The organism is Qipengyuania sp., from assembly GCF_965277845.1.
Classification (GTDB): Bacteria; Pseudomonadota; Alphaproteobacteria; order Sphingomonadales; family Sphingomonadaceae; genus Qipengyuania.
The window spans coordinates 1,625,102-1,649,764 of the sequence record NZ_OZ255844.1; the positions used below are offsets into that span (position 1 = coordinate 1,625,102).

Annotated in this window: 22 protein-coding genes; 11 read left to right on the forward strand and 11 right to left on the reverse strand. The window is 63.0% G+C overall.

Annotated features, from left to right (window positions below; all coding sequences use genetic code 11):
• Positions 1-28 precede the first annotated feature (28 nt).
• The 4 genes from ACQY4G_RS07930 to crtY all read right to left on the reverse strand — a co-directional run bounded on the left by ACQY4G_RS07930 (position 29) and on the right by crtY (position 4,372).
• Positions 29-970 (reverse strand): phytoene/squalene synthase family protein, encoded by a 942-nt coding sequence (locus ACQY4G_RS07930; protein ID WP_421990073.1) that lies wholly within the window; start codon positions 968-970, stop codon positions 29-31.
• A 77-nt stretch (positions 971-1,047) separates the two neighbouring features.
• The gene (locus tag ACQY4G_RS07935) at positions 1,048-1,629 is read right to left on the reverse strand and encodes a TIGR00730 family Rossman fold protein (protein WP_291167422.1); all 582 of its coding nucleotides are present in this window, start codon (positions 1,627-1,629) and stop codon (positions 1,048-1,050) included.
• A gap of 8 nt (positions 1,630-1,637) precedes the next feature.
• A complete protein-coding gene (locus ACQY4G_RS07940; RefSeq protein ID WP_421990075.1) occupies positions 1,638-3,188 on the reverse strand; it encodes a phytoene desaturase in 1,551 nt (516 codons plus the stop codon).
• A complete protein-coding gene (crtY, locus tag ACQY4G_RS07945) occupies positions 3,185-4,372 on the reverse strand; it encodes a lycopene beta-cyclase CrtY (RefSeq protein ID WP_421990077.1) in 1,188 nt (395 codons plus the stop codon). The genes ACQY4G_RS07940 and crtY overlap by 4 nt, the downstream gene beginning before the upstream one ends.
• Positions 4,373-4,487: 115 nt before the next feature.
• On the opposite strand from crtY, the gene ACQY4G_RS07950 reads away from it, so the two are divergent.
• From ACQY4G_RS07950 to ACQY4G_RS07965, 4 genes are all read left to right on the forward strand, one after another.
• Positions 4,488-5,327: a MipA/OmpV family protein gene (locus ACQY4G_RS07950; protein WP_421990079.1), complete on the forward strand. Its 840-nt coding sequence runs from the start codon at positions 4,488-4,490 to the stop codon at positions 5,325-5,327.
• Positions 5,328-5,448: 121 nt separating this feature from the next.
• Positions 5,449-7,272 (forward strand): DUF885 domain-containing protein, encoded by a 1,824-nt coding sequence (locus ACQY4G_RS07955; protein WP_421990081.1) that lies wholly within the window; start codon positions 5,449-5,451, stop codon positions 7,270-7,272.
• 104 nt (positions 7,273-7,376) lie between these two features.
• Complete coding sequence (locus ACQY4G_RS07960) at positions 7,377-8,540, forward strand: glycosyltransferase family 87 protein (protein ID WP_421990083.1); 1,164 nt, start codon at positions 7,377-7,379, stop codon at positions 8,538-8,540.
• A gap of 47 nt (positions 8,541-8,587) precedes the next feature.
• The gene (locus ACQY4G_RS07965) at positions 8,588-8,737 is read left to right on the forward strand and encodes a hypothetical protein (protein WP_421990085.1); all 150 of its coding nucleotides are present in this window, start codon (positions 8,588-8,590) and stop codon (positions 8,735-8,737) included.
• Between the two features lie 82 nt (positions 8,738-8,819).
• On the opposite strand, the gene ACQY4G_RS07970 is transcribed toward ACQY4G_RS07965, so the two are convergent.
• Positions 8,820-10,343 (reverse strand): alanine/glycine:cation symporter family protein, encoded by a 1,524-nt coding sequence (locus tag ACQY4G_RS07970; RefSeq protein ID WP_421990087.1) that lies wholly within the window; start codon positions 10,341-10,343, stop codon positions 8,820-8,822.
• A 252-nt stretch (positions 10,344-10,595) separates the two neighbouring features.
• Between ACQY4G_RS07970 and secE the strand changes: the two genes are divergently transcribed.
• Both secE and nusG read left to right on the forward strand, forming a co-directional pair.
• Complete coding sequence (gene secE, locus ACQY4G_RS07975; RefSeq protein ID WP_291167400.1) at positions 10,596-10,799, forward strand: preprotein translocase subunit SecE; 204 nt, start codon at positions 10,596-10,598, stop codon at positions 10,797-10,799.
• Between the two features lie 43 nt (positions 10,800-10,842).
• Positions 10,843-11,379, forward strand: a complete 537-nt coding sequence (nusG, locus tag ACQY4G_RS07980) for a transcription termination/antitermination protein NusG (protein WP_067690587.1) — start codon at positions 10,843-10,845, stop codon at positions 11,377-11,379.
• Between the two features lie 182 nt (positions 11,380-11,561).
• Here nusG and ACQY4G_RS07985 read toward each other — a convergent pair whose 3' ends face one another.
• Both ACQY4G_RS07985 and ACQY4G_RS07990 read right to left on the reverse strand, forming a co-directional pair.
• Positions 11,562-12,596, reverse strand: a complete 1,035-nt coding sequence (locus ACQY4G_RS07985) for a retroviral-like aspartic protease family protein (RefSeq protein ID WP_421990089.1) — start codon at positions 12,594-12,596, stop codon at positions 11,562-11,564.
• Between the two features lie 211 nt (positions 12,597-12,807).
• Positions 12,808-14,034: a sensor histidine kinase gene (locus ACQY4G_RS07990; protein WP_421990091.1), complete on the reverse strand. Its 1,227-nt coding sequence runs from the start codon at positions 14,032-14,034 to the stop codon at positions 12,808-12,810.
• A 306-nt stretch (positions 14,035-14,340) separates the two neighbouring features.
• Between ACQY4G_RS07990 and rplK the strand changes: the two genes are divergently transcribed.
• The 3 genes from rplK (at position 14,341) to ACQY4G_RS08005 (ending at position 15,810) form a co-directional block, all read left to right on the forward strand.
• Complete coding sequence (rplK, locus tag ACQY4G_RS07995; protein WP_067690596.1) at positions 14,341-14,772, forward strand: 50S ribosomal protein L11; 432 nt, start codon at positions 14,341-14,343, stop codon at positions 14,770-14,772.
• A 4-nt stretch (positions 14,773-14,776) separates the two neighbouring features.
• Positions 14,777-15,469 (forward strand): 50S ribosomal protein L1, encoded by a 693-nt coding sequence (gene rplA, locus ACQY4G_RS08000; protein WP_421990093.1) that lies wholly within the window; start codon positions 14,777-14,779, stop codon positions 15,467-15,469.
• Positions 15,470-15,630: 161 nt separating this feature from the next.
• A complete protein-coding gene (locus ACQY4G_RS08005; protein WP_067690601.1) occupies positions 15,631-15,810 on the forward strand; it encodes a hypothetical protein in 180 nt (59 codons plus the stop codon).
• On the opposite strand, the gene ACQY4G_RS08010 is transcribed toward ACQY4G_RS08005, so the two are convergent.
• From ACQY4G_RS08010 to ACQY4G_RS08025, 4 genes are read right to left on the reverse strand one after another with little or no spacing between them, the layout of a single operon-like run.
• Positions 15,807-16,715 carry a GNAT family N-acetyltransferase gene (locus ACQY4G_RS08010; protein WP_421990095.1) on the reverse strand — a complete coding sequence of 303 codons (909 nt, stop codon included), beginning with the start codon at positions 16,713-16,715 and terminating at the stop codon, positions 15,807-15,809. The two genes, ACQY4G_RS08005 and ACQY4G_RS08010, sit on opposite strands and share 4 nt — an antisense overlap.
• Before the next feature lie 11 nt (positions 16,716-16,726).
• Entirely contained in the window at positions 16,727-17,695 is a 969-nt protein-coding gene (locus ACQY4G_RS08015; RefSeq protein WP_421990097.1) for a hypothetical protein, read from the reverse strand.
• Between the two features lie 52 nt (positions 17,696-17,747).
• A complete protein-coding gene (locus tag ACQY4G_RS08020) occupies positions 17,748-18,506 on the reverse strand; it encodes a competence/damage-inducible protein A (protein ID WP_421990099.1) in 759 nt (252 codons plus the stop codon).
• A 33-nt stretch (positions 18,507-18,539) separates the two neighbouring features.
• Positions 18,540-20,048 (reverse strand): flavin-containing monooxygenase, encoded by a 1,509-nt coding sequence (locus ACQY4G_RS08025; protein ID WP_421990101.1) that lies wholly within the window; start codon positions 20,046-20,048, stop codon positions 18,540-18,542.
• Between the two features lie 250 nt (positions 20,049-20,298).
• Between ACQY4G_RS08025 and ACQY4G_RS08030 the strand changes: the two genes are divergently transcribed.
• Positions 20,299-21,261, forward strand: coding sequence for a substrate-binding domain-containing protein (locus ACQY4G_RS08030; RefSeq protein ID WP_421990103.1), 963 nt, complete (start codon positions 20,299-20,301; stop codon positions 21,259-21,261).
• A 29-nt stretch (positions 21,262-21,290) separates the two neighbouring features.
• Positions 21,291-24,614, forward strand: coding sequence for an amidohydrolase family protein (locus tag ACQY4G_RS08035; RefSeq protein WP_421990105.1), 3,324 nt, complete (start codon positions 21,291-21,293; stop codon positions 24,612-24,614).
• Positions 24,615-24,663: the final 49 nt, after the last annotated feature.

Below are 24,663 nucleotides of genomic sequence, written 5' to 3' on the forward strand. Positions count from 1 at the left end.
TCCGCTCGATGCGAACGGAGTGTGGAAGCTACCACCCGGCGACAGGGCGGAAATCGTGGCGCGACCAGATGATCGGCTCTTGCGGGCCACTTGGGCGGTTCCAGATGGTTTCGAAAAAGGCGGCGATCATGTGCCAGAGCTTTTCCGGCCCGCTCACCCGCGCGCGTTTGTCCCAGGCAAGCTGCCCGCGGTCGAGCACCTTGCGTCCGATTGCGCCATATATGCGCGCGGCGGCTAGCACCGCCCAGCGTTGGCGAAACCGCAGTCGCTTGGCGCCCAGCTTGGCCGCCGCCTCGTGCTTCTCCATCAGCGCAATCAGGCGCGGCATCAGGCTGGCGAGCTTGAAGCGGTTTTCGGGCAGCGCGTGTTCGCCCTGTTCCCAGCCCATCTCGTCGAGCCAGGTCTTGGGCAGGTAACAACGTCCCGCCTCGGCATCCTCCACGATATCGCGTGCGATATTGGCAATCTGGAAGGCCAGCCCCAGGTCGCAAGCCCGGTCGAGCGTTTCACCATCGTCCGGATGCACCCCCATGATCCGCGCCATCATGATGCCGACCGCGCCCGCGACGTGGTAGCAATAACGCAACATGTCCTTCTCGGTCTTCGGGCTCCAGCGCGTGGCGTCCAGGGCGAAACCGGCGATGACGTCGTTCGCCTCGTCGAGCGTCAGCCCGCATTCGTCGGCGACGAGACCGAAGGCATCGAACGCCGCATCGGCAGTCGGCTGTTCCTCGAAGGCGCGCTTGGTCAGAACGCGCAGCGCCTGCACCCGGTCCTCGGCATCCTTGGGCGTGCCCTGGTCGCCCAGCGGCCCGCCCTTATCCTGGTTGTCGGCGATGTCGTCGCAGCGGCGGCACCAGGCATAGAGCAGCCAGCTGCGCTCACGCGTCGGCTTGTCGAACAGCTTCGAGGCGGCGGCGAAGCTGTGCGAGCCCTGCTCGATCGATTCGAGCGATTTATCGACCAGCATCGCCCGGTCCCGGCCGCCGCCGGCCTTGGCCGGGGTGGGCCGCAGGTAACGCGACGGGACGAGGGGACGGGGTCTGTTCAGAGGTCGTCGGCCTTCATCTTGAAGATCGGCGTGTGCGGCTCATAGGCCGCCATCCGGTCCAGCAGGCCGTCGAGCGTGGCATCGTGGACCAGAATGTTCTGGTGCACGGGCCGCACGAAGCCGACTTCCGCCATCTTGCGATTGAAGGCGATGAGCTCGTCGTAGAAGCCGAAGGCGTTGAGCAGGCCGACCGGGCTGTCGTGATAGCCCAGCTGTGCCCAGCTCATCGCTTCCCACAGTTCGTCCATCGTCCCGACTCCGCCGGGGATGGTGATGAAGCCGTCGGACAGGTCGGTGAAGCGCTGCTTGCGCTCGTGCATGCCGCCGACGGTGTAAAGCTGGGTACAGTCGTGATTGGCGACCTCGCTGTTGGCGAGCGCGTCGGGGATCACGCCGATCACCTCGCCGCCCGCATCCAGCGCACCGCGCGCGGTGGCGCCCATCAGACCGAGCCGGCCGCCGCCATAGACGACACCGATCCCGCGCTGGGCAAGGTCGCGGCCCACGTCGTAGGCCAGCTGAATATAACGCGGATCGTCGGGCGAGGCCGAGCCGCAATAGATAGCAAGACGTTTCATGCCGCGGCTCATACCGCGAGATCCTCCAGCATCAAGCCGGCAGTCGCTTTAGCGCTCCCCACCACACCGGGAATCCCGGCGCCCGGATGCGTTCCCGCGCCGACGAGGTAGAAATTGTCCAGCACGTCGTCGCGATTGTGGCCGCGGAACCAGGCGCTCTGCGTGAGCACCGGTTCCAGGCTGAAAGCGCTGCCCATATGCGCGTTGAGGTCCATCGCGAAATCGCGCGGGGCGTAGTGGAACTTGGTTACGATCCGCGAATGGATATCGGGGATCAGGCGGCGTTCGAGTTCGTCGAGGATACGCTTCTCGAGCAGGGGACCGATTTCCTCCCAGTCGACTGCCAGCTTGCCCATGTGGGCCACCGGTACGAGCGCGTAGAAAGTGCTCATGCCTTCGGGCGCCATGCTGTCGTCGCTCACGCTGGGGTGGTGCAGGTAGATCGAGAAATCCTGCGGCAGCACGCCGTGGTCGTAGATGTCTTCGAGCAGGCCCTTATAACGCGGCCCGAACAGGATCATGTGGTGCGGGATTCCCGGCCAGGTTCCCTCAATCCCGAAATGGACCACGAACAGGCTCGGGCTGAAGCTCTTGCGCGACAGGCTCCGGGCATAGTCCGCGCCGCGCTTGGATCCGGCCAGCAAATCCTTGTAGCTGTGCATGATGTCGGCATTGCTGGCGATGGCGTCGAACCGCTCGCGCCAGCCCGAGTGCGTTTCCACTTCGGTGACGTGTTTGCCCAGCGTATGGAGGTGAACGACCGGATCGTGCAGCCGCACGGTGCCGCCGATCCGTTCGAAATGCCTGACCATGCCCGCGATCAGCCGGTTGGTGCCGCCCTTGGCCCACCACACGCCGCCGTCCTTTTCCAGCTTGTGGATCAGCGCGTAGATACTGCTGGTCTTCATAGGATTGCCGCCGACCAGAAGCGTATGGAAGCTCAGCGCCTCACGCAGTTTCTCGTTCTCGACATAGCTCGAAACCATCGAATAAACGCTGCGCCAGGCCTGCTGCTTGGCTAGCGCCGGCGCCGCCTTGAGCATCGACTTGAAATCGAGGAACGGCTTATGGCCGAGCTTGACGTAGCCTTCTTCGTAGACGGCTTCCGAATATTCGAGGAAGCGCTGGTAACCGGCGACGTCTGCGGGATTGAGCTGCGCGATTTCGCGGAATAGCTGCTCTTCGTCGTTCGAATAGTCGAACTGCGTACCGTCGGGCCAGTGCAGGCGGTAAAAGGGCATCACCGGCATCAATTCGACGTCTTCGGCGAGATCGTGGCCCGACAGTGCCCACAGTTCCTTCAGACAGTCGGGGTCGGTGATCACGGTGGGACCGGCGTCGAAAGTGAAGCCGTCCCGTTCCCAGAAATAGGCGCGCCCACCGGGCTTGTCGCGCGCTTCGACGACGGTCGTCTGGATACCCGCCGATTGCAGGCGAATGGCCAGTGCCAATCCGCCGAACCCGGCGCCGATCACGCAGGCGGTCTTGCCGCTGGGGATCGGCCCCACGGCCTCGCCCGCATCGGCGGGCCTGGCGGGAGTAGTCGTTTCGGCGTTCATGGCGATCTTTCATGGACGAGCGGGCTGCCCTTGCCAAGCAGCGCGCGGATGGCTGAGGGTATAGCTACGGGCGGCTTGCCGGTCAGGATGCGCAGTTTGTCGGCGCGGGTCGGGTGCCCGGCGTAGAAGCGTTCGACCAAGGGTTCGCGCAGGCGGTAGAAACGTTGGAAAACGCGATAGCGCTTATCGGGTTTCGCGGCGTCGAACAGCATCCGCCCGAGCGCGCGATAGAACCGCGTCTTGCGCCAGTGCCGGTGCGCGCGTCGTTCGAACAGTTCGGCCAGCCGCTCGCCGGGAAGCTGTGCCTTGCGCGCCAGTACCAGCGCATTGGCAACGGCAAAGGGCAGCGTGTAACTCGTCAGCGGGTGGACGAAGCCCCCCCGGGCGCCGGCCCGCACAACGCCTGGCGCACCGAGTTCGCGGCGGAAGGCGGAAAAATCGCCGCCGGTGATGACGGGAAGCACGCCGGTTTCTCCGCCGATGGTCTCGCCCCACCAGCCCATTTCGTCGCAATAGCGGTCGATCCGCCCCGCCAGCACCCTGCGATCGAGCACGGGACTGTCGGCATAATAGGTATCTTCGACAAACAGCTCGTCGGCGGCGAGCGGAAGCGTGTAGACGAAACGGTAGCCGTCATGTTGCGTGACCCGGGCGTCCATGACGATCGGGTGCGCGACGTCATGCGGCGCGCTGGTGCGCAAGTGCCGGCCCATGAAGACTTGCCAGCCGCCACGCAAATGGGGTGAGGCGCGGAAGTCGCGACAGTCGACCACCACTTTTGCTGCAATGCGCTCCCCGCTATCGAGCACCACGCAATCGGGACGCAGATCGGCCACGCGCGAGCCCGTCCGGATGGCTGCTTGCGGCAATGCGCGCCGCAAGGTCGCATCGAAATCCGCGCTGGCCAGAGACCGATAGGCCGCCGACAGCGTGCGCGTATAGCCGGGGAAGAGCACATCGTAGCCCGGGGCCCATTCGGCCTTTGGGAACGCCGCGAGAAGATCGGCACCGGCCTCGTCGACGTCGCAGGTGAACCAGCTCCAGCGGTGGTTGCCGCCATAGCTCTCACCCGCTTCGAACAATGCGATGGACAAGTCGGGATGCGCGCGGTGCACGGCCAGCGCCGCCAGCCCGCCGGCCAACCCGCCTCCGACGATGGCCATATCGATGGTGCGCCCGCTCATTGGCAGCAGGGCTTAGGGCCGAAGCGTGATCGCGGCAATCGCTTTGCTGGGCATGACGGGAACGTGGCGGTATGGCAGGAGTTGGATAGAAAACAGGAAAATCGAGGGAATCTGCATGAAATCGATCGTTGCCGCCTCCGGCCTTGCACTGCTTCTGAGCGGCGCGCCCGCTCTCGCCCAGGATGTCGAAAGCCTGCCCACGGACGAAGAAACGGTGTTCGACGAGAATTGGATTTCGATCGGTCTGGGTGCGATCTATTCACCGAGTTACAACGGTTCGGACGATTACGTCTTTTCCCCGGTACCCATCGTTCAGGGCCAGCTCGGCACGGTGGGCATTTCGCCGCGACCGGCCGGGGTCGCGCTTGATTTCGTCAACGACGATAGCGAGGGTGCGACTATATCCGGCGGGATTTCGGCGCGGCTCAATCGCAATCGAGCGGTCCAGATCGAAGATCCGGTGGTTCTCACCTATGGCGAGCTCGACACGGCATTCGAAGTCGGCCCCACCATCGGTATCAGCTTTCCGGGCGTGCTCAACCAGTTCGACAGCCTCAGCGTGAATGTCGACGCGTTGTGGGATGTCGCCGGAGCCCATGACGGGGTGATCGTCAGCCCCAGCGTGACCTATTTCACGCCGCTGAGCCGCGGTATGGCGATCTCGCTGTCGGTCGGCGGCGATTACGTCGACGACGATTATGCCGACTATTACTATTCGGTTCCCGCAGGCGGGCCGCTGGCACCCTTCCGGGCCGATGGCGGCTGGGAAAGCGTCGGCGTAAACCTGCTCACCGGCATCGATCTCGACGGGGACCTCGCCAATGGCGGCCTCGCGCTCATCGTGTTGGGCGGCTATTCCCGGATGCTCGGCGATGCCAAGCGCACGCCCTTCACGTCGGTTCGCGGCGATGCCGACCAGTGGTTGGGGGCCCTGGGGATCGGCTACACCTTCTAGCCCCCACTCCAGTCGAACGTACCGCTCGTCGATTTCTGTCGCACCGTCGTCGGACGATGCGCTTGCCCTGCTGTCCGCGCATGTGTTCTAAGCCGGCAACACAGGTCCCAGGGGAAATGCCATGAAAATCGTCCGCCATGCGCTCGCCTCGAGCGCTGCTCTTGCTCTTATCATCACCGCCAATCCGGCGCTTGCTCGCGATCGTCACGAAGACTCGGAAGCTGCCGCCGAACTGAGCGAGCACGACCGGCTCTTTGCGCTCTTCGCCGATGCCGACGAACGCGGGCTCGAGCTGAATCCGCTCGGTCGGCTGTTTCGCGGCGACGACAGGAACGCCGATCGGCTGGGTGACTTTCTGACCGACTCGTCGTTCTACGCCAGCCGCCTGAACACGCAGCTCAACCTCGCCAAGCTGGAGCTGATCGACCGCAGCAAGCTGAGCGAGACCGATCAGCTCGCCTACGACGTGTTCAAGTACAACCAGGAGTCCGCACTGCGCGGACAGACCGATGAAATCCGCGCGCTTACCGAAGTGCGCCCGGTCAACCATTTCTCGGGCTTTCACACTTTCTATCCGAACTTCGCCAGCGGCGATGCGGCGGCGCAGTTCAAGACGCTGGAGAATTACGAAGACAACCTCTCGCGCCATGATGACTACATCGAGATTTCCGGCCGCGCGATCGAGAGATTCCGCGAAGGCATGGAAAGCGGCGTCCTCGAGACCAGGCTGACTATCGAAAACGTCGTCAAGCAGCTGGACACCATGCTGGCGATCCCGATCGCGGAATCGCAATATATGAAGCCGGTGACAAACTTCCCTGAGGACTTTTCGGAGGAAGACAAGGCGCGCCTGACGGCGGCCTACGAAGCCAAGACCGCGGAAATCTACGCTGCGGATGAACGCATGCGCGACTTCCTGCGCGACGAATACTTGCCCGTCGCACGCGACAGCGTCGGTCTGAGCGACATGAAGGGCGGCGAAAAGCTCTATGCGCAGATGATCGAGAGCACCACCACGCTGCCGCTGACGGCGGACTATCTGCACGATCTCGGCCTGGCCGAGGTTGCAAGGATCAAGAACGACCTCGAAGAAATCAAGGCAGAGGTCGGCTTCACCGGCACGCTCACCGAGTTTTTCGATTTCGTGCGTACCGATGAGCAGTTCAAGCCGGAGAGCCGCGAGGCGCTGACGCAAACCTATTACGATATCGGCGAAGAGGTCGATGCGAAGATCGGCGAGTACTTCTCGCTGGTTCCCAAGACCCCGCTCGAGATCAAGCCCTATGACGAATCAATCGAGCAGTTTTCGGCGGGCGGGTCCTACCAGTCGGGCGCGCCCGATGGGTCGCGTCCGGGAACCTTCTATTTCAACGCCTACGACCTGCCGAGCCGCCTGACGACCGGTAACGTCACGCTCTACCTCCACGAAGGCGCGCCGGGACATCACTTCCAGATCAGCCTTGCGCGGGAAAACGACGATCTTCCCGCCTTCATGCGTTTCGGCGGCAACACTGCCTATGTCGAAGGTTGGGCGCTCTATTCGGAGACGCTGGGCTACGAGATGGGCTTCTTCGACGATCCGTGGAACCGCTATGGCACACTGCAGGACGAGCAGCTGCGCGCGATGCGCCTGGTCGTCGACACGGGCCTTCATGCGAAAGGCTGGAGCCGCCAACAGGCGATCGATTTCATGCTGGAAAACAGCGGCATGACCGAAACCGAAGTCGTGGCCGAGGTCGAGCGTTACATCGCCATCCCCAGCCAGGCACTCGCCTACAAGGTCGGCGCGCTGAAGATCCAGGAGCTGCGCAAGAAGGCGGAAGAGCAATTGGGCGACGATTTCGACATTCGCGAATTCCATGCCCAGGTGCTCGATACCGGCGCACTGCCGATGCCGGTGCTGGAGTCCAAGATCGACCGCTGGATCGCCTCCAAGGCCAGCTAGAACCTGGCGCGGGCGGGGATTGCCGCCAGGCTGAACTGGCGACAGTCTGGTCGCCGCGCTAACCCTGCGAGCATGTATTCTCGCGATCGAGGGGACGGGCGGCGATGGACTGGCTGCGCCAGGCGGACTGGCTGACGCGCGAGCGGGTACGCGGCTACGCGTTACTGCTGGCGCTCGCCGGCCTCGGATTGCTGGTCAATTCGTACCTCAAGGCCATGGGGCCGGCGGGAACCGATTTCCTGGCCTTTTGGGGCGCGGGCCATGTAGCTGCAGCGGGCGATCCGAAGGCGGCCTACGACTTGGCGGTTCAGCAAGGCGTCCAGACCGGTACGGGAAGCGAGGGGTGGTTCGCCTTCGTCAATCCGCCGCCCTTCCTGTTCGTCCTTGCGCCCTTCGGATCGCTGCCCTTCCCACTGGCCTGGATTGCTTGGGTGGCGATTACGTGGGGTCTATGGGCCTGGGTGAGCATTCGTGCTTTCCCAAGGCTGTGGCCGCTTGTGGTGGCCTATCCCGGCGCTCTGATCGCGGCGGGCCATGCGCAGACCGGGCTGTTGACCGGCGCCCTGCTGGTATTGGCGGCGCACGAGCTGGGCAAGCGACCGCTGCTTTCAGGTGCGGCCATCGGGGTTCTGGTAATCAAACCGCATCTGGCAGTGCTGGCGCCCTTCTGGCTGGCGACAGGCGGAAAATGGCGCGCTTTCCTTGCGGCCGGCGTCGCTGCCATCGGACTGCTTGCCCTGTCGTGGCTTGTCTTCGGCGGGGAGACACTGGCCGCGTATTCCACCAGCTGGCGTGCGAGCGAAGCGCTGATGGAGGGGATCAATCCCGACTTCCTGCTGCGAATGACGACGTTTTATGCGCAGGCGCGCCTGTGGGCGGGAGACGGCGTGGCAGTGGCGCTGGCGGTCATCTCCGGGTTCGCAGCACTCGCGGTAGCCATGCTCGCTTGGCGGCGCTTCGGTTACGATGCGGGGGCGACGGGAGCAGCGGTGTTGGCAGCTACCGCGCTCGCTTCGCCCTATCTGTTCAATTACGATCTGCCCTTCCTGATTTTCCCGACATTATGGCTCGTCGCACAGGGGCTCGATCACGGTTTCCGGCCCTATGAAAAGCTCGGCCTCGTCCTGCTCTATCTCGCGCCCTACGCCACCCGTGCTTTGGCCTTTCCGCTCGGGATCAATCTTATGTCTCTCGCCGCGCTGGCCCTGCTGGCCCTGGTCTGGACGCGTGGCGGGGTTCGCAAAGCGGGAACCTCCCTGTCGACCTAGTGTTTTTACTGATCAGGACGGAGGGCAGAATTTCATGGAGGTATACCATGTCTAGTTTGTCCTTCCACAGCAGCCGCCCCGATGGCTGGGTGCAGCCGAAGCCCTATAGCGACAGTTCGCTGCGCTATAAGACACACGGCAAGATCCAGCCGATGGAACAGCCGGGCTTTCTGGCACGTCTGTTCGGGTTGCGCTGAGGGTTCAGTCGTACCAAGGAAAAGGGCCGGCGGTCGGATAGACCCCCGGCCCTTTTTTGTTAGCCCATCAAGGCACTCAGGCTCAGTACTCCTCGGGTTCTTCCGGCGTATCGGCGGTGTGGGTCGGGCCGGCGTCCTTCTGACCCTGCGCCAGCTTGAAGACCACTCCGCTCAGCAGTGCCAGCGCGAGCAGGTTGGGCAGTGCCATCGCGGCGTTGGAAATGTCGCCCAGACGCCAGACCAGTTCGCTCGGCTGTGCCGCGCCGATGAAGATCACCACGCACCACAGCACGCGCCAAGCCATGTGCAGCTTCTTCTCGCCTGCACGGGTCGAGCCCTTCAGCCGGTCGTAAATGAAGGTGATCGCGCGTTCGCCGTAATAACTCCACGTCAGCAGTGTGGTAAAGACGAACAGGATCAGCGCGACCGAAGCGACCAGCGTACCGATGGGGATCGCGGCAATCTCGATCGGGAAGGCCGCGGCGAAGGCGCCGCTGGTCATTTCGAAACCGACCCGGTCCGATTGCCAGGCATGGGCCACAACTTCGCCGCTGGCGGTGAAATCGCCGCGCACGGTCAGGATCACCAGCGCGGTCATGGTGCAGATCACGATAGTATCGATGAAGGTGCCGAGCATGGCCATGCGGCCCTGCGTTTCCGGATCGTTGGTCTGCGCCACCGCATGCGCGATCGCGGTCGAACCCTGGCCTGCCTCGTTCGAGAACAGGCCGCGCGCAACACCGGCACGGATCGCCAGGATGATGGCCGCGCCGACGAAGCCGCCACTGGCCGCCTGCGGATTGAACGCGCCATGGAAGATCAGCCCGAAGGTCTCGCCCAGATCGCCGAAATTCAGGATCAGCGCGATTACCGCCATCACGATATAGGTGGCGGCCATGAAAGGCACGATCCTCTCTGCCACGCTACCGATCGATTTGATGCCGCCGATGATGACGATGAAAACGAGGAAGGCGACGATCAGGCCGCCGAGCCACTCTTCGATGCCGAACAGTTCGTTGAGGCCGTCGGCTACCGCATTCGCCTGGATCGAATTGCCCGTCACCAGCGCCGAGAACAGTGTGCCGATACAGAAGACGATGGCAAGCCAGGTCCATTTCTTGCCCAGGCCCATCATGATGTAGGTCATCGGGCCGCCGCGCAACACGCCGTCGCTGGTGCGTTCGCGGTAGCGGATGGCGAGCGAGCCTTCGGCGAAGGCCAGCGCCATGCCGAACAGTGCGGTGACCCACATCCAGAAGATCGCTCCCGGGCCGCCCAGCGCGATCGCGGTGGCGACACCGGCGAGATTGCCCGTGCCGACTTGTCCCGAAAGCGCCGTGGAGAGCGCCGCGAAAGGCGAGATTTCGCCTTCGCCCTGGCTCTTGCGACCTGCGAACAGACCTTTGAACGCACTGCCCAGCTTGATGATCGGGTAGAATTTGAGGCCGACCATGATCCACAGGCCGATTCCCAAGAGGATGATGGTCATGGGCGGGAAGGGGAGCACTTCGACCCCGTTCCATGTTCCGCCCCAGATGAAATCGGATAGGTTGGTGACCGGCTCGATCAGCCGCTCGCCCAGACTTGGTGCCTGGCTTGTTGCCATTGCAAAAATTCCCCTCATGCGTCCCTGAACTGGAAAGCGCGCACGCTAGTCGCGCTCGGAGCGCTTGCAAAGAGGCGATTCCGCCGAGTCCCCGGCTTGCCTTTTGCCGCGCGCGAGAGTAGACGCTGCGCCGTCTTCCGACATTGGGACCCGATAAAAGCCCCTCCCGGACTTGAACCGGGGCGGCGAGAGACCCTACCTGAAAGGGACGTGGCGGAAGGCGGCACGATTTTTACGCGAGAGACGTGAGCGATGGCAGACGAAAAGAAGACCAGCCCGGCGGAGTTCCTCCGACAGGTGCAGACCGAAGGACGCAAGGTCGTGTGGCCGACGCGCGAGGAAACGGTGCGCACGGCAATCTTCGTGTTCATCATGATGGTCATTCTTTCGCTCTTCTTCCTCGGCATCGATTCGCTGTTCAGCGCCGTGGTGCGCTGGCTGCTGACGCTGGCCTGATTTTCCTGGCCAAAGCCGCATTTCGACAGGGTAACGAGAACACATGGCACGCTGGTACATCATCCACGCCTATTCCGGATTCGAGAACAAGGTTCGCGATTCGATCATCGCCGAGGCCGAGCGCCTCGGCCTGTCCGAGGGCGTTGAAGAGGTCGAGGTCCCGACCGAAACCGTTACCGAGGTCAAGCGCGGCAAGAAGGTCCAGGTCGAGCGCAAGTTCATGCCCGGCTACGTGCTGGCCAAGCTGAACATGACCGACGACGTCTACCACCTCGTCAAGAATACCCCGAAGGTGACCGGCTTCCTCGGCACCAACAACAAGCCGCAGCCGATTTCCGAGAAGGAAGCGGCGCGCTACTTCGGCGGTGTGGAAGAGGCCCGTGCGGCGCCCAAGAAGGAAATCAGCGTCGATTACGAAATCGGCGACCAGGTCAAGGTGCTCGACGGCCCCTTCGCCAGCTTCAACGGCCTCGTCGAGGAACTCGATTTCGACAAGCAGAAGGTCAAGGTTTCGGTCTCGATCTTCGGCCGCGCGACGCCGGTCGAACTCGATTTCGAACAGGTCGAACTGGTCAAATAACCCACGGAAATCGTACCTTTTCGGGAAGCCCCGCTCGGAGCGGTCCGGGCGGGGCCTCGCATTTCGCTCGACGCGGCTCTGTAGGCGGAAATGGCCGTCATAAACACAGCGCTTGCAACTGCTCCAGGCCTTTCGCGCGAGTCCTGCTAGGGATCCACACCCGCGCAATTCGCTCGCATGGCTCAGCTACAGGCGCTCGGCCGGTCCGCATTGATTCGCGATGCATACCTGGCCGTGCGTAGTTGAATCAAAGACTTGTGGCACTTTCTGAGTTGAAAGCGCACCTTGCGGTCCTTGAAGTCGAGCGACACTCGGCGAAAGTTCTCCATCAGGTCGGTGCCCAGCAAAAGCGATGGCTGGTCAGCAATTCCTAGGACCTCGAACGGAGGAATGTCGGCAAAGGCGATGGGAACATTGCGCAAAAGGACAGGGCCCAGTTTCAATTCCCTGACCACAAGAAAGTCAAATTCCAGTTCCTTGCCGGTAACCCCATAAACCTTGATCTTGCGAAGGTCGCTCATACGCCTGAGCGCCAGCTTGTCGCGCAGAGCAATGTTGCCGATGGTGATTTCGGAGCCGGTATCCACCACCGCATCGAGCTTTTGTTTGCCCGCGGTCACTTCGGTCAGGATCAATTGGCCTCGCTGCAGCCGGCCCTTCACGATGATCATTCCGTCCATCAGCGGGGCCGGAGTAAATCCATCGTCGACGCTGATGTGACGTTCATCGAAATCGATCAGCAAACGCTGTTCGACCAGCGCGTCGAGGCCAATCATGCCATCACCGCCCAAGTCGCGCTCGTCGAGCACGGGTAATTCGAGTTCGGTGGTCGCGGTGGGGCCGAGCATGATCTCGTCGACCAGAACGCGATCGACCACCTTGCTTTCGGTAACGCCGTGCAACATCGCCGGCGTACCCGGCGGCATGGCGAGTTCGCCAGCCAGCCTTGCGCCGACGACCGATGTGTCCGCTCCGCTGTCGACGACGAACTTGTAAGGGCCGGTGCCATTGACCATGACATCCACCGTCATGCGGCTGCGCAGTTTCCGTGCACCGATTTCCTCACCCTCTATGGCGAGGTTTTCATCGAACTCCGCCGGCGATATCTCGGGGATTCGCAAACCGGAGTCTCCCGAACCGGGTGCCTCCTGCGCGGAGGCGACGGTCGCGGTGCACAAGAGTGCACCAAGAGCGGTCGAGATCACTTCTTTGATCACAATACAATAACGTACACTACTGGTCGGCCTTCGTCATCGAAAGTCGACCGATAGCAGCCGGCACTCGACGGGCGAGCCATGCGGCAAGGCGCTTCGTGGAATGAGCCTTGCCAGTGTCGGGTGCGATCGAAGGCTCTGGGCTAGTCCGTTCGGTACCTTCACGTTCGGTATCGGACGCGCGGTCATCTAGATCGCCCAGGACCTGTCGTGGCTATTTCAAGCCGAAATTCTCATCGACCAAGCGGGCCGCGAGCGTTGCGGTATCGGTATCCTCGGGATTGGCCAGCACGGCAGAGGCCGGTGCCTCAAGGCGATATTCGAGCACGCCGTCTTCGATTGAGCGCGTCGCTTTACCGCGCAGCACCTGGGGCACGATGCGGGTGAGCAGCTTCGTGCCGAAACCACCTTCTCCTGCCGGCGTGTCGCTTACCGTCTCGCCCGTCGGGTGAGTTTCGCGCCAGACGAGAACGAACCGCTGGTCTTCATCGGCTCCCTCGACACCCCAGCTGATGGTGACCTGGGAATCCGCATCCTGCGAGAGAGAGTATTTTTGCGCATTGGTGGCGAGTTCGTGAACGGCGAGCGAGATCTGCTGCGCAGCTTCGCTGACAATCTGGGTCGGCGGCCCATCCAGATTGACCCGCTTGCCGTATGTCAGCAATACGGGATCGAGCTGCTGGCGCATAATGGTCGCCAGGTCGCCGGAAAGATGATCGTCGCCACGCACGACGGTCGATGTGGCCATTGCCAGCGAGTGAATGCGTCCGAGTAGGGCCTCGATGAAATCCTCAGTCCGCTCGTGGCCCCGCGCCGTCTGCCGGGTGAGCGAGGTTACGACCGACAGCAGGTTGGCACTGCGGTGCACCGCTTCGCGAGTTTGCACGGCAAGCCTGGTATTGGCCTCGTGCAACTCCTCGGTCCGCTCCGCCACCAAGTCTTCGAGTTTCGCCAGTGTCGCCTCATGCGCTGCCGCTTCGGCCTGCAAATCGGCCACAAGACCCTTCAGCTTGGCAAGAGTGTCCTGATGCGCGTCGGCTTCAGCCTGTAGCTTGCTGTTCGCTTCCGATAGCTGTGCCGGAGACGGCAGGGCAACCAGCGTCGGGATCAAGCGGAACAGGACCACGGCGGTCGCCGCCGAAACGAGACCGGTCGCCAGCTTCAACATGCCAACCCACGGATAGATGGGATACCAAAGCGTGACGATGCCCATCAGGTGGGTAAGGCCGCACAGCAGAATAAAACTGGAGAACAGCACCACCAGGCCGGAAAAGGGGATGTCTTGACGCTTGCGCAGCACCGTCAGCAACGCAATCGGAATGGCCGTATAGGAAAGGAAGATGATCAGATCGCTGCCAGCCCACAGCGTGACCAGCCACGGTTGCCAGAGCAGGCACATCCCATGTGGCATGTATTGCCAGATATCGACGAAACTCTGCATGTGCGCTCCTTCTGTGGCGCTCGGTCCTAGCACATCCGTTGCAAAGCGATAGGTGAACAGCGCTATTACCAGGTCACTGGGGAGAAGCCGCATGCAAGAATATCATAGGGGGTGTTCTCGACATGCGGCGCATGCGGCTCGGCCCTAGCGAATCGCTTGCAATTCCGCGCAAGAACGCTATGTGCGCGCCTTCCCAAGGCATCCTCGGGAACCCGTGCGGGAGGTCTGATCCGTCAGACCGCGTGACCGCTTACCATGAGCCCCGGTTCGAGAGTGCCGTGGCGACAGTGAGAAAGGAGGCCAATCATGGCCAAGAAGATCGACGGCTATATCAAGCTGCAGGTGCCTGCCGGCACCGCCAACCCCTCGCCGCCCATCGGCCCTGCGCTGGGTCAGCGCGGCGTGAACATCATGGAATTCTGCAAGGCCTTCAATGCCGCCACCGGCGACATGGAAAAGGGCATGCCTATTCCGACCACCATCACGGTCTATGCCGACCGTTCGTTCACCTTCGTGACCAAGACCCCGCCGGCCAGCTTCCTCATCAAGAAGGCTGCCAAACTGAAGTCGGGTTCGAAAGAGCCGGGCAAGGTTTCGGCCGGGAGCATCAAGCGTTCGGCTCTGGCGGAAATCGCCGAGCAGAAGATGAAGGACCTGAACGCGAACGACATCGAACAGGCCACCAAGATCATCGAAGGCAGCGCGCGTTCGATGGGCCTCGACGTGGTGGAGGGCTAAGATAATGGCTAAGCAGACCAAAAAGCAGCAGCTCGTCGCCAAGCTCGACAGCGAGAAGCTCTACAGTGTGGACGAAGCGATCGCCACGCTGCGCGAGCACAAGGCGAAGTTCGACGAGACCGTCGAAGTCGCGATGAACCTCGGCGTCGACCCGCGCCACGCCGACCAGATGGTCCGCGGCATGGTTTCGCTCCCGAGCGGCACCGGCAAGGACGTCAAGGTCGCCGTGTTCGCAAAGGGCGACAATGCCGAGAAGGCCAAGGCCGCCGGCGCCGACAAGGTCGGTGCGGAAGACCTCATGGAAGACATGCAGAACGGCAATCTCGACTATGACCGCGTTATCGCCACGCCTGACATGATGGGCGTTGTCGGCCGTCTCGGTAAGGTGCTGGGTCCCAAGGGCCTGATGCCGAACCCGAAGCTCGGCACCGTGACCCCGAACGTGGAACAGGCCGTTAAGGACGCCAAGGGCGGCCAGGTCGAATTCCGCGTCGAGAAGCAGGGCATCATCCACTCGGGCATCGGCAAGCTCTCGTTCAAGGACGAGGACCTCAAGGCCAATTTCAAGGCCATGACCGACGCTATCGTCAAGGCGAAGCCGTCGGGTGCCAAGGGCAAGTACGTCCGCAAGGTCACGCTGACCTCGTCGATGGGCCCGGGCCTCAAGGTCGACCTGGCCGAAGTCGAAGGCGCCTGATCGCGGGGGTCCTTGCCGCGCCTCGGCGTGGCTAGGCTTTCCTGCTCTGGAATGAAAATGCGAAAGGGCCGGTGGGTGCAGACCCGCCGGCCCTTTTCCTTGCCCGGCGGAAAGATCAGCCCCGCAATGCGTTGAAAGGGCAAAGAACGCAGGAGTATTCCATGGAAGCCATTCTCCCGATTGCCACGGTTGTCGGTCCGTTTATCCTACTGGCCGTGATCGTCTACGCGTGGGCGCGCAATCGCAAGACGAGTGACAGGCTCGACCGGAAGGCGGAACGCGGTGCGCGCGAGCTGCGCCGCGACCTCGAGGAAGAGCAGGAGCGCAAGGTCGATCTCTAGCGCAAGAGCCGCCTGATCGGGCCCTCGGCCCCCGTTCGCTGCGCGATCCGTTTGGCAGAGCCGATCGCGTGGTCGAAACCCTTTAGACTGGCGAGCAGGGCGCGATTGGCTAAGGTCGGGCGGAGCATCACGAAGCTGGCGCACCGCACGCTGGCCGAACCGAACAACGCCTTATGCGCGCCCTCGCCTTCGGTGAAATCGAAATAGCGGAACCGGTCCTCTTCGAAGAGAACCTCCAGCGCCGCCATCTGTAGTACCGTGCCCGGCGACAGGCTGGCATGCTCGGGGTCGAAGCCGAGGTAGGCATAGACCAGAGTGTCCCGCACGACCGGCAGGTAGAGATAGGCTACCGGCACACCCTCGAGAAATAAGAGGAAGGCGCGCACCTGGTCATTTCCGGCAAGGGCGCGTCTTTCGGCGCGCTCCGCATCATTGTCGGGAAGCCCGGCATCGAGCAGGCGCGCCTGGTATGTCTTGCGCGAAAGCGGCAGGGCGAGCTGCGAGAACGTATCGATCTCTTCGGGCGTGCGGTAGGCGCGCAGGTCGAGCGCGCCCCCGCTTGCTTTCTCCAGTCTACGGCGCTTGCGCCGCAGGGTCGAGCGTGTCTTGCCCGAAAAGCGCGCGAGGTATTCCTCAAAGGTTCCCGCCATGTCGATGTAATAGCGCGCATACTCCTCGCGCGCGCCGACGAGGAAGCCGGGCATGGCTTCGCGCAGGCGGGTTTCGGCGACAGGTGGCACAGACAGTACGCGTAATCCCTCGACATTGTTCAGAACGGGCACCGGTGGGATACGCTTGGATAGGATGTCTTGGAGTGAGAGCGCCAACGTGGCGACCTCGCGCTCGATCGTCAGCAGGCGGCGCGATCCGACCGTGAACGGGATGCGGTGTGAACTCGCTGGCATGAGGCCCTCTTTCACGAGGCCCCGTAGAGCGCGTTCGAGACCAGCTGTTCGACAACCCGCGCAACGGTGCGGATTTCGTTCCGCGGCATGGTCGCAGCTCCGGTCTCGTCGCCGATCCGGGGCGGGCGGCTGCCGAAGGTGGCGCTGTGTGCGCCTTGCGTCGCCGCGACACTCGCACAGAAGCGGGAGAAGCGGTCGCGCACGATCGTATTGATCCGCATTCGGTCGCGGCTCATCAGCTCGAAGCTGTGGCTGACGATATTGAGCATCGCCGCACCCTCGCGTACGCTAAAGCGCAGCGCGGCTGCCAATTCCCAAGACGACAGCGCGGTGATCTGTGCATGCCGCTGGCCGCGATGGCTGCGAATCGAACCGACGGGCACTTCGATCGTGCCCTCGTGACGGACGACTTGCCGGTCTTCGGCGGAAAGAGAGATGCGGCACTCGGAGCTGAAAATGCCGGGCACATGGCTGCTGTCGTAGCGGATCCCGAGACGTGCCAGTGCACGCAGCGTGGCATCGTCGGCACCGTAATTGCCGGCGCGAAACGCCGTGGGAGAAGGGGCGCCTGCGCGCATCAGTTGGTCTCGGGCGAAGGCAAGCAGTTCAACCTGCTCTTCCTCGGTGAACGCGTGCATGTTGCGCCCGGTGCGGCCGGACAAGGGATTGGCATCGCCGGCCAGTTCAAGCCATTCGGGATGCAGGTGCAACTGTACCTCGTGTCCGCGCTCGAGGATCGGCTCGACCACTTCGGCTACCGCGCGTGTGCCCCAAATCAGTGCCGGCATGGGATCGACGAAGAAAACCCCCTTGATCCCGTGTGCGTCCATCACCGCCATCTGGTGGAGGATGCCCACATCGCCATCGGGCGTTCGACATGTAATCGAACGCTCGAATACCTCCTCGCGCGCGCTGGCGCCGAGGCGTGCCGCGAGCCCGGCAGAATACTCGGTATCGATGGTGATATAGACCGCCGTCATGCCCCGGACCCTAACATGCGAGGGTTAACGGAGCGATGACCATCCCGACCGGTCAGATTCCGCCGGGCGTGAAGTCGAAACCGGCGGTCGCCAGCCCGTCGCACAGGCTGTCGACGCAGCTCCTCAGTTCCCCCTCGCTGGTCGAACGGACGACGAAATTGGCACCGACCCGGCCATCGCGAAAGAAGGGGTAACTGCCGAGCTGACATTCCAGGTGCGCCTGCTCCACCTGCCGCAGGATGTCGGCGACCTCGCTTTCGGGGGTCCAGCATCCGACCGTTTCCGATAGCAGGGGAGCCCCTCCCTCGAGCGTCCCTGTGAGCGCATCGAGCATGCCGGCGGTGATATGCGGCACTCCCGCCATGAGGTGGATATTGCCCAGCTTGATCCCCGGAGCCCCCGACATGTGGTTGGGTATCAGTTCCGCGCCCTCGGGCACGCGCGCCATGCGCAGCCGCGATTCGTTGAGCCCACCGGGCTTGCCGGAATAGTACTTCTCGAGGAGAGCCCGAGCCTGGGGGTGGATTACGACCGGGACGCCCAGCGCCTCGGCCACCGCGTCGACGGTAATATCGTCATGCGTCGGCCCGATGCCGCCGGTGGTGAACAGGTAATCGTAGGCTTCGCGCAACGCATTCACCGCCTCGACGATGCGTTCGATCACATCGGGGACCACGCGCACTTCGGACAGGCGTATTCCTTGAACCTGCAGCCAGCTGGCGACTTGGGCGATGTTCTTGTCATGCGTGCGCCCGGACAGGATCTCGTCGCCGATCACGACAAGTCCCGCAGTATAGATGCGTTCAGTCATGACGGATTGCGTAACGCGGGTTGCGCGCGAATGCTACTCCGCCGCTTCGAGTTGTTCGTCGGCGCGGCGCGTGTTGGCCCCGTGGCGACGAAACTGCAGCAGACCATCGTCGACCGGGTCTTCCTTCATGCGCTTGCGATCAACGACGTATTCCTGGTTGAGCCGCCAGGGATACTCGACCGCATTCTTTGGCATGATCGATTTGGCGCGCTGGATGTAGCCGGAGGAGAAGTCGAAAATATCGTCCTCCTCGATCTGCGCTTCCGCCTGAGGCGTCAGCACCGGTTCGGCGACATCGACACCCCTGCGGCGGGTCTCGTTGAGCACGCGGCAGATATAATCCGAATTGATATCCGCGCGCAGGGTCCAGCTGGCGTTGAGATAGCCGAACACCACGGCCAGGTTCGGCACGTTCGAGAACATGCAGCCCTTGTAGTAGAAGTGTTCGGACAGATCGATCGGCTGGCCTTCCTTCGACAGCGCGATCTTGCCCGCCACCGCGAGCTTGAGGCCGGTAGCGGTGATCACGATGTCGGCAGGAAGGAAACGATCGTCGGCCAAACGCACGCCGCCCTTCTCGAAGGCCTTTATATGGCCGGTGACCACATCGGCCTTGCCGCTCTTGATCGCATCGAACAGATCGTCGTCGGGCACCAGGCACAGCCGCTGCTCCCACGGATTGTAGGGCGGGGTGAAGGGCGCAAGATCATAGTCCTCGCCCATCGATTTGCGGATACGCTTGTGCAGGTCCGCAGCCATCTTCTCCGGCTTCGTGCGTGCGCGTTTGAAGCCGTAATCCTGTAGCTTGATGTTCTTCCACCGGGTGATCCGGTAGGCCAGTTTTTCGGGCAGAATCTTACGCAGGAAATTGGCCAGGGCATCCTTGGCCGGGCGACTGAACATCCATGTAGGTGTGCGCTGGAGCATGGTGACCTTGGCGGCCTTCTCACTCATCGAGGGGACGATGGTGACTGCGGTCGCGCCCGAGCCGATCACGACGACGTTCTTGTCCGCATAGTCAAGGTCTTCGGGCCAGAATTGCGGGTGGATTACCTGGCCCTCGAACTCGCCCAGCTCGAAACCTGGGTCGTAGGGCTCGTCGTAATCGTAATAGCCCGAGCCGAGATAGAGCCAGTTGGCGGTCAGGTGCCTCTTCTCACCCTGCTCGGTCTCGAGCGTCACGTGCCAACGCGCCTCGCTTTCGCGCCAGTCGGCGGCCAGCACCTTGTGGCCGAAGCGGATGTGCTTGCGGATGTCGCGCTCATCGACGATCTGATCGAGATATTCGAGAATCGCGGGACCATCGGCGATCGATTTCTCGTGCTTCCATGGTTCGAAATCGAAGCCGAGCGTATGCATGTCGCTGTCCGACCGGATGCCGGGATAACGGAACAGGTCCCAGGTCCCGCCGAGGTCCTCGCGGCGCTCCACGATGACGAAGCCGTGATCCGGCGCCTTCTCCTTCATATGCGCCGCCATGCCGATGCCGGAAATTCCCGCACCCACGATCATCACATCGAAATCGGTCGCCGTATTGTTCATCTGTCTCTCCCAAGTGAAGAGAACCTAACGCAGCTTGCGTGTCAGCGCCAGCCTCGGTTGCAGTGCGCAACCTACTTTATCCGGTAGGCGCATTTGAAAGAGCCTCCATCTGGCATTCGGGCTTGGGTCTCGCTTTCGGTAAAAGCCTGCGTTAGTGCGGCTGCACAGGGAGTGCGTTTGAAGGATGCCTAACAGCGAGAAGCCCAGACCGCGTCGTGTTACGTCGATCGACGTTGCCGAGAGAGCCGGAGTGAGCCAATCGACCGTCAGTCGCGCTTTGGCGGGATCGGAAACGATAACCGAAGCGACCCGTCGCCGCGTCGAAATGGCGGCGGAGGAACTGGGTTACCACGTCAACACGCGCGCAGCGGGCCTGCGGCGGGGCGAGACCGGAACGATCGCCATCGTCGTCATCGGTCGCGAAGGGCAGGGGCCGGCGGCGATCAACCCGTTCTATTACAGTCTGCTGGGCAGCACCTGCGCGGCTGCCGCCGAGCGGGGGTACGAGGCGCTGGTGTCGTTTCAGGCCAAGCCCGATGAGTTGTTCGGCCATTATGTCGCGCGGCGCCAGGCCGATGGCGTGGTGGTGATCGGCACCGCGACCAACGAGGGCGCATGGGACTATTTTCGCAAATGTGCCGAGGAATCCAGCGGCATGGCGTTCTGGGGTTCGCCTTTCGACGATAGCGTCTGGGTGCGGTCGGACAATCGCGACGGCGGGCGCATTGCCGTAGAGCGGCTCGTGCGGAGCGGCGCGAGACGGGTTGTGTTCGTCGGTGATACCGCCTCGTCACAGCATCAGTTCCGCGAGCGTTACGAAGGTTACCGTAGCGCGATGGAGGCAGCGGGCCTGAAGTCCGTCGATGCTCTGGTGAGCGATGGCGAGGATCGCGTTTCTCAGGGCCGCAATGCAATTGCCCGCCTGGTCGAGGACGGTGCCAGTTTCGACGGCCTTTTCTTCGCCTGCGATGCGATGGCACTCGGCGCTTTGGAGGAACTCGCGGCGCGCGACATTGCCGTCCCGGACGATGTCGGCGTGATCGGCTTCGACGGGCTCGGTTCGGGAGAATTCAGTTCTCCGCCGCTGACGACGGTCGAACCCGACTTTGCGTTGGCGGGCTCGCTGCTTGTCGATACTGCGCTCGCTTCCGAAGACGAGCGGCCGGAACGGCGCGTCGCCGTCCATCTCGTCGAACGCGCCAGCGTGCGCTGACCGTACCGATTCCCATTCCGGAGAAACCCATGAAGACCAGCCTTGCCTCCGTCCTTGCTGTGCTGTTCGCTGGCCAAGCGGCTCTTGCGCAGGATCCGCAGCCAAGTCCAAACCCGGTCGAGGAACAAGAAGTCGATGCTTCCGCCGAGGAAGGTCCCGCCGAAGGCAGCGGCATGGCAGTCGAAGCGGCACCGGCCTCCGCCAACCCCGGAGCCGCAAAGGGAGATGAGAAGTGGGACATCTCCGCCCCGCGCGGTGCGACGATCCGACAGGTCCCGATCCGCACCGACGAGGGCACGTGGATGGATGTCGACGTCTCGCCGGACGGACGCATGCTCGCCTTTGCGCTGCTCGGCGACATCTACACCATGCCGATCGCGGGCGGCGCCCCTACGCGCATCGCCGAAGGGCTCGCCTGGGAAGTGCAGCCGCGCTTTTCACCCGACGGACGCCGCATCGCCTTTACCAGCGACCGCGGCGGCGGCGACAATATCTGGATCATGAATGCGAACGGTTCGGACAAGCGCCAGCTGACCAAGGAAGATTTTCGTCTCCTGAACCAGCCCAGCTGGTCGCCGGATGGCAATTACATCGTAGCCAAGAAGCATTTCACCACCCAGCGTTCGCTCGGCACCGGCGAAATCTGGCTCTACCACGTGTCGGGCGGTGGCGGCGTCAAACTGGTCGCACGCGCCAGCGAGGCGCTGCAGAAGGAGCTGGGCGAGCCTGTCTACTCGCCAGACGGTGAAGCGGTCTATTATTCGCGCAATGTCACGCCGGGTCCGATTTTCGAATATGCGCAGGATTCGACGCAAGGCACATTCGCGATCGAACGCTACGAGCTGGCGACGGGCGAGGTGACTACGGCGGTCAGCGGATATGGCGGGGCAGTGCGCCCGCAGCCTTCGCCCGATGGCAGGAGCATAGCGTTCATCCGCCGTGACAAGGACCAGACCGAACTGTGGGTCAAGGATCTCGCGACGGGCGAGCAGCGCATGATCTATGGCGATCTCGACATGGACATGCAGGAAACCTGGGCGGTTTATGGTTTCTATCCGCTGATGGACTGGACGCCCGACGGCAGCTCGATCGTGCTCTGGGCGGGCGGCAAGCTGAAACGCGTGGCCGCCGATGGCAGTGGGGCCAGCGTCATTCCGTTCACCGTGAACGACACGCGCGGCGTTGCCCATGCGCCGCATCCGGTGATCCCGGTTGCGCCTGACAACTTCACGGCAAAGATCCCGCGCTTCGCCAGCGTATCGCCGGACGGACGCACCGTGGTGTTCGAAAGCCTCGGGAAGCTCTATTCCAAGCCGGTTGCCGGCGGAACCGCACGCCGCTTCACCTCGAGCGATGACAGGGCGCTCGAATTGTGGCCGTCCTGGTCGCGCGACGGACGCCGGATTACCTATGTCCGCTGGACCGATGGCGAACTCGGTCAGGTCATGACTGCCAATGCCAACGGCTCCGGCGCGCGCGCGGTCACGCAAATGCGCGGCCACTACGCCAATCCGAAATTCTCGCCCGATGGCCGCACGATCGTGTTCGAGAAGCGTTCGGGCGGATACCTGACATCGCCCGAGTTTTCCGAGAACGAAGGCATCTTCCAAGTCAGCGCAGCAGGCGGCGAAGCCGAGCTGGTGTCGCGCGATACGACGAACCCGCAGTTCGGTGCCGACAGCGACCGCGTGTTTATGCTCGGTCGCAAGGACGGCAAGCTGCAGCTGCTGTCTGCCGACCTCGATGGCGAGGCGCGGCAGGTGCATGCCGAAGGCGAGCTTGCGACCGAATACCATGTCAGCCCGCGCGGCGATTTCGTCGCCTTCCGCGAGAATTACGAGGTCTTCGTCACGCCGCTGATGCCCGGTGGACAGGCGGTGACCGTGGGCGAGAAGGCTAGCTCGCTGCCCGTGGTGCGCGCATCGAAGGGTGGGGCCGATTACATCGGCTGGACGCAGGGCGGCGACATGCTGACCTGGACGATGGGGCCAGTGCTCTATCGCGCCAGCGTGGCCTCGATGTTCGCCGATGCGCCCAAGGACAAGAATGCACCCAAATTCGTGCCCCCGACGAGCGGGACGTCGCTCGAGCGGACTATTGCCGCCGACAAGCCACGCGGCACGGTGGCGATCACCGGTGCAAAGATCCTGACCATGGCAGGTGACGGCGCGGGCGCGATCGAAGACGGCACCATCGTCATCACCGGCGACCGCATCGCCGCTGTCGGCCCGGCTTCGTCGATTGAAGTGCCTCAGGGCGCCACGGTGATTGACGCCGCCGGCAAGACTATCATGCCGGGACTTGTCGATGCGCATGCGCACGGACCGCAGGGCACGGGCGATCTGGTCCCGCAACAGAACTGGTCGCTGGTGCAGAACCTCGCGATGGGAACGACGACGATCCACGATCCTTCGTCGCGCGCCAGCATGATATTCGCCGCTGCCGAGCGTCAGCGAGCCGGCACGCTGCTCGCCCCACGCATCTTCTCGACCGCCGAGATCGTCTATGGCGCCAAGGCGCCTAGCGTCTATGCGCGGATCGACAGCTATGAAGATGCGCTCGCGCATATCCAGCGGATCAAGGCCCAGGGCGGTATCTCGATCAAGAACTACAACCAACCGCGGCGCGACCAGCGCCAGCAGGTTGTCGCTGCCGCGCGCGAGGAGAACATGCTGGTGGTTGCCGAAGGCGGGTCGCTGTTCGGCATGGATATGAACCTCATCGCCGATGGCAATTCGACCATCGAACACAATGTGCCCGGCGAAGTTCTCTACGAGGATGTGCTGCAGTTCTGGGCGGGCTCGCAGTCGAACTATACGCCGACGCTGACCGTTACTTATGGCGGCCTTGCCGGCGATCCCTACTGGCGGCAGGCGACCGACGTGTTCGACAATCCGCTGATGATCCACACGCCGCCGCGCCAGCTGATCGCGCAGACCGCGCGGCGAGTGAAGGCGCCCGAATGGGCTTTCGTCGATGACGATGCCGCGCGCGAGGCCAAGAAGCTTGCCGATCGTGGGGTCAAGGTCAGTATCGGTGCGCATGGCCAGCAGGCTGGCATCGCGGCGCATTGGGAACTGTGGAGCTTTGCCCGTGGCGGTATGTCGGCGGTCGAGGCGCTGCGAGCCGGCACCATCGAACCGGCGAAGTCACTCGGTATGGAACGCGATATCGGCAGCCTCGAGGTCGGCAAGCTGGCTGACCTTATCGTCCTCGACGCCGATCCGAGCGAGAGCATCCGCAATTCGGACAGGATCGACCGTGTCATGCTTGGCGGGCGGCTGTACGATGCACGAACGATGAACGAGGTTGAAACGGGCAACGCCCGCCGCCTGCCTTATTGGTGGGAATAGACTGAGGGGAGGGGGCGCGGAGAACACTTCGCCGCGGCGTCCTCTCCAA

What these genes read in the sequence shown, in the direction of transcription:
- ACQY4G_RS08020 (WP_421990099.1), bottom strand. Translation starts at nt 18,506, where the DNA reads ATGACTGAACGCATCTATACTGCGGGACTTGTCGTGATCGGCGACGAG.
- ACQY4G_RS07940 (WP_421990075.1), bottom strand. Translation starts at nt 3,188, where the DNA reads ATGAACGCCGAAACGACTACTCCCGCCAGGCCCGCCGATGCGGGCGAG.
- ACQY4G_RS07970 (WP_421990087.1), bottom strand. Translation starts at nt 10,343, where the DNA reads ATGGCAACAAGCCAGGCACCAAGTCTGGGCGAGCGGCTGATCGAGCCG.
- ACQY4G_RS07990 (WP_421990091.1), bottom strand. Translation starts at nt 14,034, where the DNA reads ATGCAGAGTTTCGTCGATATCTGGCAATACATGCCACATGGGATGTGC.
- ACQY4G_RS08015 (WP_421990097.1), bottom strand. Translation starts at nt 17,695, where the DNA reads ATGACGGCGGTCTATATCACCATCGATACCGAGTATTCTGCCGGGCTC.
- secE (WP_291167400.1), top strand. Translation starts at nt 10,596, where the DNA reads ATGGCAGACGAAAAGAAGACCAGCCCGGCGGAGTTCCTCCGACAGGTG.
- ACQY4G_RS08035 (WP_421990105.1), top strand. Translation starts at nt 21,291, where the DNA reads ATGAAGACCAGCCTTGCCTCCGTCCTTGCTGTGCTGTTCGCTGGCCAA.
- ACQY4G_RS07950 (WP_421990079.1), top strand. Translation starts at nt 4,488, where the DNA reads ATGAAATCGATCGTTGCCGCCTCCGGCCTTGCACTGCTTCTGAGCGGC.
- ACQY4G_RS07965 (WP_421990085.1), top strand. Translation starts at nt 8,588, where the DNA reads ATGTCTAGTTTGTCCTTCCACAGCAGCCGCCCCGATGGCTGGGTGCAG.
- ACQY4G_RS07930 (WP_421990073.1), bottom strand. Translation starts at nt 970, where the DNA reads ATGCTGGTCGATAAATCGCTCGAATCGATCGAGCAGGGCTCGCACAGC.
- ACQY4G_RS08025 (WP_421990101.1), bottom strand. Translation starts at nt 20,048, where the DNA reads ATGAACAATACGGCGACCGATTTCGATGTGATGATCGTGGGTGCGGGA.
- ACQY4G_RS08010 (WP_421990095.1), bottom strand. Translation starts at nt 16,715, where the DNA reads ATGCCAGCGAGTTCACACCGCATCCCGTTCACGGTCGGATCGCGCCGC.
- ACQY4G_RS07935 (WP_291167422.1), bottom strand. Translation starts at nt 1,629, where the DNA reads ATGAAACGTCTTGCTATCTATTGCGGCTCGGCCTCGCCCGACGATCCG.
- rplK (WP_067690596.1), top strand. Translation starts at nt 14,341, where the DNA reads ATGGCCAAGAAGATCGACGGCTATATCAAGCTGCAGGTGCCTGCCGGC.
- nusG (WP_067690587.1), top strand. Translation starts at nt 10,843, where the DNA reads ATGGCACGCTGGTACATCATCCACGCCTATTCCGGATTCGAGAACAAG.
- crtY (WP_421990077.1), bottom strand. Translation starts at nt 4,372, where the DNA reads ATGAGCGGGCGCACCATCGATATGGCCATCGTCGGAGGCGGGTTGGCC.
- rplA (WP_421990093.1), top strand. Translation starts at nt 14,777, where the DNA reads ATGGCTAAGCAGACCAAAAAGCAGCAGCTCGTCGCCAAGCTCGACAGC.
- ACQY4G_RS08005 (WP_067690601.1), top strand. Translation starts at nt 15,631, where the DNA reads ATGGAAGCCATTCTCCCGATTGCCACGGTTGTCGGTCCGTTTATCCTA.
- ACQY4G_RS07955 (WP_421990081.1), top strand. Translation starts at nt 5,449, where the DNA reads ATGAAAATCGTCCGCCATGCGCTCGCCTCGAGCGCTGCTCTTGCTCTT.
- ACQY4G_RS07960 (WP_421990083.1), top strand. Translation starts at nt 7,377, where the DNA reads ATGGACTGGCTGCGCCAGGCGGACTGGCTGACGCGCGAGCGGGTACGC.